An 8,547-nucleotide genomic window follows, 5' to 3' on the forward strand; every position below is an offset into this window, starting at 1 on the left:
CCCGAGCCCCGCCCGAACAAACCCCAACACCGCGTCCATCTCCCCACCCTCCACCGCAAAGTCCGGCTCGAACCCAGCGGAGCGACACGCCGCGACGGTCAGCTCGCGCAGGTCGTACCCGTGCCGGAACATGACCAGCCGCTCGCCCTCCAGGTCCGGGATCCGTACCGTACGACCGCGCCCGGGCGCCGGGGCCTCCGGAGACGACACCACCACCAGGTCCTCCCGCAGCACTTCGACCGTGGTCAGCGCGGGCGACGGCGTGGGCAGGGGCAGGACGACGAGGGCGAGATCGAGCGCTCCGCGCGCAAGCTCCCGTACGAGATCGTGCGAGCCGCCCTCCTCGATCAGCAGCCGGATGCCCGGATACCGGTCGTGGAAGGCCCGGAGCACATCCGGAAGCAGACCCGTGCACAGGCTCGGAGTCGCGCCGAGGCGAACCCGGCCGCTGCGCAGCTGAACCAGTTCCAGGACTTCGTGCCGGGCCGTCTCCGCGTCGGCCAGGATGCGGCGGGCCAGCGGCAGCAGCGCCTCGCCCGCGTCCGTGAGCGTGATGTTGCCTCGTGCCCGCAGGAACAGATCCGCCCCCAACTCCCGCTCCAGCGCCTTGATCTGCTGGGAAAGGGACGGCTGCGCGACATGGACGAGGTCCGCGGCCCGGGTGAAGTGCCGGGTCTCGGCGACGGCCACGAAGTACTGGAGCTGCTGGAACTGCATCCCTCAACATTACGCCCTCGATAGAGCGTGCCTATGGAAACGAGCCGGACCATGTCTTGGACCGATCGGCACTGTTGGTCCTAGCGTTCTGAGACATGGCTCTGGCAACGCGGACGGACCGAAAACCGTCCATGACGCGCACCGTGTGGGACTCGTCCGTCGGCAAGAAGACCGTGATGGCCGTGAGCGGCCTGATCATGCTGGCGTACCTGGTCGTCCATATGCTGGGCAACCTGAAGATCTTCTTCGGATCCGACGAGTTCAACGACTACGCGCACTGGCTGCGCACCCTCGGCGAGCCGTTCCTGCACTACGAGTGGGCGCTGTGGATCATCCGCGTGGTCCTGGTCGTCGCCGTGGTCGCGCACGCGACCTCCGCCTACCAGCTGAGCCGCCGTGACATCAGGGCGCGGCCGACCAAGTACGTGCACAAGAAACCGCGGGCCAGTTACGCGACGCGGACGATGCGCTGGGGCGGGATCATCCTCGGTCTGTTCATCGTGTGGCACATCCTCGACCTGACGACCGGCACCGTGCACCCGGACGGCTTCGAGGCCGGGCACCCGTACCAGAACGTGATCGACACCTTCTCCACCTGGTACGGCAACGTCATCTACATCGTCGCGGTATTCGCGCTCGGCCTGCACATCCGGCACGGCTTCTGGAGCGCCGCGCAGACCCTCGGCGCGGGCAGCCGCACCCGCGACCGTGCCTTCAAGGCCGTCGCCAACGTACTGGCGCTGCTGCTCACGGTCGGCTTCGTCGCCGTACCCGTGGGCGTCATGACCGGAGTGGTGAGCTGACATGACTGCTGAGTACGCCGAGTACACGACCGGTGAGCCGGTCGTCGACACCAAGGCGCCCAAGGGCCCCGTCAACGAGCGCTGGGACACCCGCCGTTTCGAGGCCAAGCTGGTCAACCCCGCCAACCGCCGCAAGCACACGGTCATCGTCGTCGGCACGGGGCTCGCCGGCGGCTCCGCGGGGGCCACGCTCGCCGAACAGGGCTACCACGTCGTGCAGTTCTGCTACCAGGACTCGCCGCGCCGCGCGCACTCGATCGCCGCGCAGGGCGGCATCAACGCCGCCAAGAACTACCGCAACGACGGCGACTCCATCCACCGGCTGTTCTACGACACCGTCAAGGGCGGCGACTTCAGGGCCCGCGAGTCCAACGTCCATCGCCTGGCGCAGATCTCGGTCGAGATCATCGACCAGTGCGTGGCTCAAGGTGTGCCCTTCGCGCGCGAGTACGGCGGCCTCCTCGACACCCGGTCCTTCGGCGGCGTACAAGTCTCCCGGACCTTCTACGCCCGCGGCCAGACGGGCCAGCAGCTCCTGCTCGGCGCGTACCAGGCGCTGTCCCGGCAGATCGCCGCCGGCAACATCGAGATGCACCCGCGCACCGAGATGCTGGACCTGATCGTGGTCGACGGGCGGGCGCGGGGGGTCGTGGCCCGCGATCTGGTCACGGGGAAGATCGACACGTATTTCGCGGACGCCGTCGTACTGGCGAGCGGCGGCTACGGCAACGTCTTCTATCTGTCGACGAACGCCATGAACTCCAACGCCACCGCGATCTGGCGGGCGCACCGGCGCGGCGCGTACTTCGCCAACCCGTGCTTCACGCAGATCCACCCGACCTGCATCCCGCGCACCGGCGAGCACCAGTCCAAGCTCACGCTGATGAGCGAGTCGCTGCGCAACGACGGCCGGATCTGGGTCCCGAAGGCGAAGGGGGACCAGCGGCCCGCGAACGAGATACCCGAGGACGAGCGCGACTACTACCTGGAGCGCATCTACCCGTCCTTCGGCAACCTCGTGCCCCGTGACATCGCGTCCAGGGCCGCCAAGAACGTCTGCGACGAGGGTCGTGGCGTCGGACCCGGCGGACAGGGCGTCTACCTCGACTTCGCGGACGCCATCAGGCGGATGGGCCGGGCCAAGGTCGAGGAGAAGTACGGCAACCTCTTCGAGATGTACGAGCGGATCACCGCGGAGAACCCGTACGAGGTGCCGATGCGGATCTACCCCGCCGTGCACTACACGATGGGCGGCCTGTGGGTCGACTACGACCTCCAGACCACGATCCCCGGGCTCTTCGCGGTCGGCGAGGCCAACTTCTCCGACCACGGGGCGAACCGGCTCGGCGCCTCCGCGCTGATGCAGGGGCTCGCCGACGGCTACTTCGTACTGCCGTCGACGATCAACGACTACCTCGCGCGCCATCCGCACCGGGCCGCCGACGACGACATCACGGCCGAACACCCCGTCGTCCAGGACGTGTTGGCCGAGACGGAGGACCGGCTGAACCTGCTCCTCTCCGTCGACGGCGACCGCACCCCCGACTCCTTCCACCGCGAACTCGGCGAGCTGATGTGGGAGTTCTGCGGCATGGCCCGCACGGAGACGGGCCTGCGCAAGGCGCTGGAGCGCATCCCGCAGATCCGCGAGGAGTTCTGGCGGCGCATCAAGGTCCCCGGCACCGGCGAGGAGTTCAACCAGTCGCTGGAGAAGGCCAACCGCATCGTCGACTACCTGGAACTCGCCGAGCTCATGTGCCTCGACGCACTGCACCGCGGCGAGTCCTGCGGCGGCCACTTCCGCGAGGAGTCCCAGACCCCGGACGGCGAGGCGGAGCGCAGGGACGAGGAGTTCTCGTACGCGGCCGCCTGGGAGTTCACGGGTACGGGCGAGGCTCCCGCCCTGCACAAGGAAGACCTGGTCTTCGAGTACGTCCACCCCACTCAGCGGAGCTACGCATGAAGCTCACCCTGCGCGTCTGGCGGCAGAAGAACGCCGACGCCGACGGAGCGATGTCCACGTACGAAGTGGACGACATCTCGCCCGACATGTCCTTCCTGGAGATGCTGGACACCCTCAACGAGGAGCTCATCCTCCAGGGCGAGGACCCCGTCGCCTTCGACCACGACTGCCGTGAGGGCATCTGCGGCGCCTGCTCGCTCGTCATCAACGGTGACGCGCACGGTCCGGAGCGTACGACCTCCTGCCAGTTGCACATGCGGTCCTTCAAGGACGGCGACACGATCGACATCGAGCCGTGGCGGGCCTCGGCGTTCCCGGTGGTGAAGGACCTGGTGGTGGACCGGTCCGCGTTCGACCGGATCATCCAGGCCGGCGGCTACATCACCGCGCCGACCGGCGCCGCGCCCGAGGCCCACGCGACGCCCGTGCCGAAGCCGGACGCGGACTTCGCGTTCGAGCACGCCGAGTGCATCGGCTGCGGCGCGTGCGTGGCGGCCTGCCCGAACGGGGCGGCGATGCTGTTCACCTCGGCGAAGATCAACCATCTCAACGTCCTGCCGCAGGGCGCCCCCGAGCGTGAGACGCGGGTGCTCGACATGGTGGCGCAGATGGACGAGGAGGGCTTCGGCGGCTGCACGCTCACCGGCGAGTGCGCGACGGCCTGCCCGAAGGGCATCCCACTGGTCTCCATCACCGGGATGAACAAGGAGTGGCTGCGCGCAACCCGCAAAGCGGGCAGGCGTTAGCCGTACGTCGTTCGCCGGTAAGGTGCGGACGGGCGGGACCGGGAGTGGTGCTCAGCCCCGGTCCCGTCTTGCTTGCCGGGCGCCCCCTGGCATTCAACAACCCCACATCCTGGCTCTTGTCGCGGGTCACGCGCAGGTCAGTCGGCGTCGGAAGAACAGGAGCGCACGGACCGAACGGATTCGGTCCGTGAACGCACCGCCGACCCGGCACGCGACCAGGAGAGAGCCATGACCGGCGTTTCCACCCTCGACAGCCCGCCGCAGTCCGCGGCACCGACCCGCTACACCGTCACCCTCGCCCGTGACGAGGCGGACGTCCGGGCCGCGCAGCGGCTGCGCCACGACGTCTTCGCGGGCGAGATGGGCGCGCTGCTGGCCTCGCCGCAGCCGGGCCTCGACATCGACGCCTTCGACGCCTACTGCGACCACCTGCTGGTCCGTGACACGGTCAGCGGCCAGGTCGTCGGCACGTACCGACTGCTGCCGCCCGAGCGCGCCGCGATCGCCGGACGGCTCTACTCGGAGAGTGAGTTCGACCTCGGGCCGCTCGCCGGGATCCGCTCCGGGCTCGTCGAGGTCGGCCGCTCCTGCGTCCACCCCGACCACCGGGACGGCGCCGTCATCGGCCTGATCTGGGCCGGGATCGCCCGCTACATGGTCGACAGCGGCCACGAGTGGCTGGCCGGCTGCTGCTCCATCCCGCTGGCCGACGGCGGCGCGCTCGCCGCGGGCACCTGGGACCGGGTCCAGGGGAAGTACCTGGCGCCCGAGGAGTACCGCGTACGCCCGCTGCTGCCCTGGAGCGCCGAGGGCGTCGCCCGGGCAGGCCGCACCGAGCTCCCTCCGCTCCTGCGCGGCTACCTCCGCCTCGGCGCCTGGGTGTGCGGACAGCCCGCCCACGACCCGGACTTCGGGGTCGCCGACATGTACGTGCTGCTGTCGATGCGCCGGGTCAACCCGCGCTATCTGCGGCACTTCCTGTCGCTCGTGCCGGCGTGATGAACACGCCCCGCATCGCAGTGATACTGCGCCCGCGCCGCGGCATGACGGCGCTCGCGAGCCCGGGGGCGAGCACGGCGGTGTTCCCGGGCACCCGGAAGCCGCCGCGCCCCCGCCGGGGCGGTGCGTCGGCCGCGTCCCGGCCGGGTGGGTCGCCCTCGGGGGCCGCCCCGGTGAGCGCCTGGCTGCCCAGCGCCCCGTGTTCCCCGGGGGCCTGCGTGGAGTCCCTGGGGTCGGTGGCCGCCGTACCGCGTGCCGTGCTGCGGCTGTCCGCGCTCGTGGCCGTGCTCCTCTTCGGGATCGTGCTGATCCCGGTCGTCCGGCGGCTCGCGGGTGTGCGGCGTGACCGTGCCGTCCGGCTGTGGTGCCGGACCATCGTGAAAGCGGCGGGCGTACGCGTACGGATCACCGGCGCGGCTCCGCCCACCGGCGGCCTGCTGCTGGTGGCCAACCACATCTCCTGGATGGACATCCCGCTGCTCGCCGCCGTCCGTCCTGGCCGGATGCTCGCCAAGGCGGAGATCCGGCAGTGGCCCGTGGCCGGCGCCCTGACCGCGAGCAGCGGTGCGCTGTTCATCGAGCGCGACAGGCTGCGCGCGCTGCCCGGAACGGTCGAACGGATCGCGGACACCCTGCGGGGCGGCGCGGCGGTCGTGGTCTTCCCCGAGGGGAGCACGTGGTGCGGCCGGGCCCAGGGGCACTTCCGCAGGGCCGTCTTCCAGGCCGCGCTGGACGCCGCCGTGCCCGTACAGCCGGTGCGCCTGCACTACCGGCTCGACGGGGGAGCGGCGACCACCGCCCCCGCGTTCGTCGGGAGCGACTCGCTCCTCGCCTCGGTGTGGCGGGTGGTATCGGCACGTGGTCTCGTGGCCGAGGTACGCGTGCAGCCGGTGCTCGCACCGGGCGTCGCCCGCGACCGCCGAGCCCTGGCCCTCGCCGCCGAGACGGCCGCTACCCACCGGACCTGCGCGAACCTGGAAGGGGCCGCACATCTCTGAACCGGTCTAGGTCCCGCCCGCCCCGCCAAGGCCCGTGACCCGGGCAAGCCTCTCGTAAGAGTCCAGGAGGGCCGCGCGGTCGTACGTGCTGGTCGTGACCAGGACCTCCTGCGCACCGGTCTCCTTGAGTACCGTCTCCAGCTCGTGGGCGACCTGCTCCTCGGTGCCGACGATGTGCCCGGTGAGCCCGGACTCGTAGAAGCCGCGCTCCTTGGCAGTCATCCGCAGTGCCTCGACGCGCTCGGCGGGCGGCAGCGGCGGGAACGTGCCATGGGTGCGGGAGTAGGCCATCGACCAGGCTTCGGGGAGCAGCAGACGGTGGGCCTCCTCCGGGGTGGCCGCGACCGCGATCGTGCCGGAGATGACGACGTACGGCTCGCTCGCCCACGCGGACGGCCGGAATGTCGCGCGGTAGTGATCGATGCCGCGCCGCATGTTCTCGCGGTTCCGGAGGTCGCCGATGACCATCGGCAGGCCCGCCCGGGCCGCGATCGTGGCGCCCTCGCCCATGGCCAGCACGAACGGCGGCACGGTCAGACCCTCGGCGGGACGCGCGTGCACCCCCGTCTCGGACGTGCCGCGGAACCAGCCCAGCAGCTCGTCGAGCTGCGCCGCGAAGTCTTCGGCGACGTCCTTGTCCCGGCCCAGGGCCTTCCGTACGCCGTCGGTGAAGCCCACGGAGCGGCCCAGACCCATGTCGATACGCCCCGGGAAAAGGGACTCCAGCACGCCGAACTGCTCGGCCACCACCAGGGGTTGGTGATTGGGCAGCATCACCCCGCCCGTGCCGACCCGGATGGTGCTGGTCGCGGCGGCGACCGCGGCGGCCAGCACGGTCGGCGCGGAACCGGCGACTCCGGGCACGCCGTGGTGTTCCGAGACCCATATCCGGTGGTAGCCGAGCCGCTCCAGATCCTGGGCCAGCCCCACGGTGTCACGCAGCGCCTCGGGACCCTCGTGCCCCTCCCGGGTGCGCGAGCGGTCAAGGACGGAGAACCGTGTCGCTTCCGCACGGGAGCCCTGGTCCTGTCGGGCTTCGCGATCTTGCTGGTTCGGCATGGCTTCTCCGCTGGAAGAACTGGGACTCTGTTATCTCAACCGTCGCCGTCCCGATTTCTTCCGCGTCCCGCGCACCCGGGAGATCACTCGTCCAGGTCCGGCAGCCGTGCCGCGGCCGGACTGATGCGTTCGCCGTGCTGGTCGAAGACGAAGAGGTGGGCCAGGTCGACGAGCAGGGGAATCTGCATGCCGAGGCGGAGTTCGATGTCGGGGGTGGTGCGGACCACCAGGTCACCGGGGAGACGGCTCTCCTGCGCCGCCGGTGCCGGCTGCTCGGGCTGCTCGTCGTGCGGATCGTCCAGGACCACCACCGGTCCGGCGCGCAGAGCGCCCGCGCGCTCCCGGATGCGGCCCAGGACCGAGCCGTCACGGCGGCGGCGACGGACGTGGCGGACGGGGTACGGGGCCTCCAGGTCGGGTACGAAGGCGGGCTGGGAGCCGGTGTTGAAGTGGACGAGGACCTCGTGCCCCTGGAACTCCAGGTGCTCGACCAGACCGCTGATCGGCACCTCCCCGGGACGTGCGGCGCCGGGCTTGGCGATGCGGACCGCCTCCGAGCGCAGCCCGACGATGACCTCCCGGCCCTGCTGCACGCGCAGCATCTGGTGGTCCAGGGACAGGGGTTCGGGCAGGCGCAGGTACTGGCGGCCCAGGCTGATAGACATCGCGCCGTCGAGCGGGGCGCGGACCATGCCGCGCAGCAGGTTGATGCGCGGCGTGCCGATGAAGGCGGCGACGAAGACGTTCCGGGGCAGCCCGTACACCGAGCGCGGGGTGCCCACCTGCTGGAGCACGCCGCCGCGCAGTACGGCGACCCGGTCGCCGAGCGACATGGCCTCGGCCTGGTCATGGGTGACGTACACCGTCGTGACGCCCAACTCCCGGGTGAGCGTGGAGATCTCGGCCCGCAGGTGGTTGCGGAGCTTGGCGTCGAGGTTGGACAGCGGTTCGTCCATGAGGAAGGCGGTGGGCTGGCGCACGATGGCCCGGCCCATGGCCACGCGCTGGCGCTCGCCGCCGGAGAGCTGGCGGGGGTAGCGGTCGAGGAGGTCCTCGATGCCGAGCATGCGGGCCGTCGCGTCCACGCGGGGGCCCCGGTCCTCGCCGGGGTTCTCGATGCGCAGCGGGAAGCCGATGTTGTCGCGGCTGGTCATGTTCGGGTAGAGGGCGAAGTTCTGGAACACCATCGCCATCTCCCGCTCCGATGGCTGCAGATCGTTTGCGTGCTCGCCGTCGAGCAGCAACTCGCCCTCGGTGATCTC

Annotated in this window: 8 protein-coding genes; 5 read left to right on the forward strand and 3 right to left on the reverse strand. The window is 70.7% G+C overall.

The features are described 5' to 3' along the window. On the reverse strand, nucleotides 1-717 hold a 717-nt coding region (locus G5C60_RS47940; protein WP_165270130.1), incomplete at its 3' end, for a LysR family transcriptional regulator. A 131-nt stretch (nucleotides 718-848) separates the two neighbouring features. Here G5C60_RS47940 and G5C60_RS47945 point away from each other — a divergent pair. From G5C60_RS47945 to G5C60_RS47965, 5 genes are all read left to right on the forward strand, one after another. Continuing rightward, complete coding sequence (locus G5C60_RS47945) at nucleotides 849-1,520, forward strand: succinate dehydrogenase (RefSeq protein WP_165270132.1); 672 nt, start codon at nucleotides 849-851, stop codon at nucleotides 1,518-1,520. Between the two features lies 1 nt (nucleotide 1,521). Then, nucleotides 1,522-3,483 carry a fumarate reductase/succinate dehydrogenase flavoprotein subunit gene (locus G5C60_RS47950; RefSeq protein ID WP_165270134.1) on the forward strand — a complete coding sequence of 654 codons (1,962 nt, stop codon included), beginning with the start codon at nucleotides 1,522-1,524 and terminating at the stop codon, nucleotides 3,481-3,483. After that, on the forward strand, nucleotides 3,480-4,229 hold the full coding sequence (locus tag G5C60_RS47955) for a succinate dehydrogenase/fumarate reductase iron-sulfur subunit (RefSeq protein WP_165270136.1): 750 nt from the start codon (nucleotides 3,480-3,482) through the stop codon (nucleotides 4,227-4,229). Before G5C60_RS47950 ends, G5C60_RS47955 begins: the two co-directional genes overlap by 4 nt. 228 nt (nucleotides 4,230-4,457) lie before the next feature. Continuing rightward, the gene (locus tag G5C60_RS47960) at nucleotides 4,458-5,228 is read left to right on the forward strand and encodes a GNAT family N-acetyltransferase (protein WP_165270138.1); all 771 of its coding nucleotides are present in this window, start codon (nucleotides 4,458-4,460) and stop codon (nucleotides 5,226-5,228) included. 173 nt (nucleotides 5,229-5,401) lie between these two features. Next, entirely contained in the window at nucleotides 5,402-6,226 is an 825-nt protein-coding gene (locus G5C60_RS47965; RefSeq protein WP_165270144.1) for a 1-acyl-sn-glycerol-3-phosphate acyltransferase, read from the forward strand. A gap of 6 nt (nucleotides 6,227-6,232) precedes the next feature. Here the strand turns inward: G5C60_RS47965 and G5C60_RS47970 are convergent, their stop codons facing one another. Together G5C60_RS47970 and G5C60_RS47975 are read right to left on the reverse strand one after the other, a co-directional pair. Next, nucleotides 6,233-7,285: an LLM class flavin-dependent oxidoreductase gene (locus G5C60_RS47970; protein WP_165270140.1), complete on the reverse strand. Its 1,053-nt coding sequence runs from the start codon at nucleotides 7,283-7,285 to the stop codon at nucleotides 6,233-6,235. Nucleotides 7,286-7,368: 83 nt separating this feature from the next. Then, the coding region (locus G5C60_RS47975; protein ID WP_165270142.1) for an ABC transporter ATP-binding protein at nucleotides 7,369-8,547 on the reverse strand (1,179 nt) is incomplete at its 5' end.

It is taken from the genome of Streptomyces scabichelini (assembly GCF_011045015.1).
Lineage (GTDB): Bacteria > Actinomycetota > Actinomycetes > Streptomycetales > Streptomycetaceae > Streptomyces > Streptomyces scabichelini.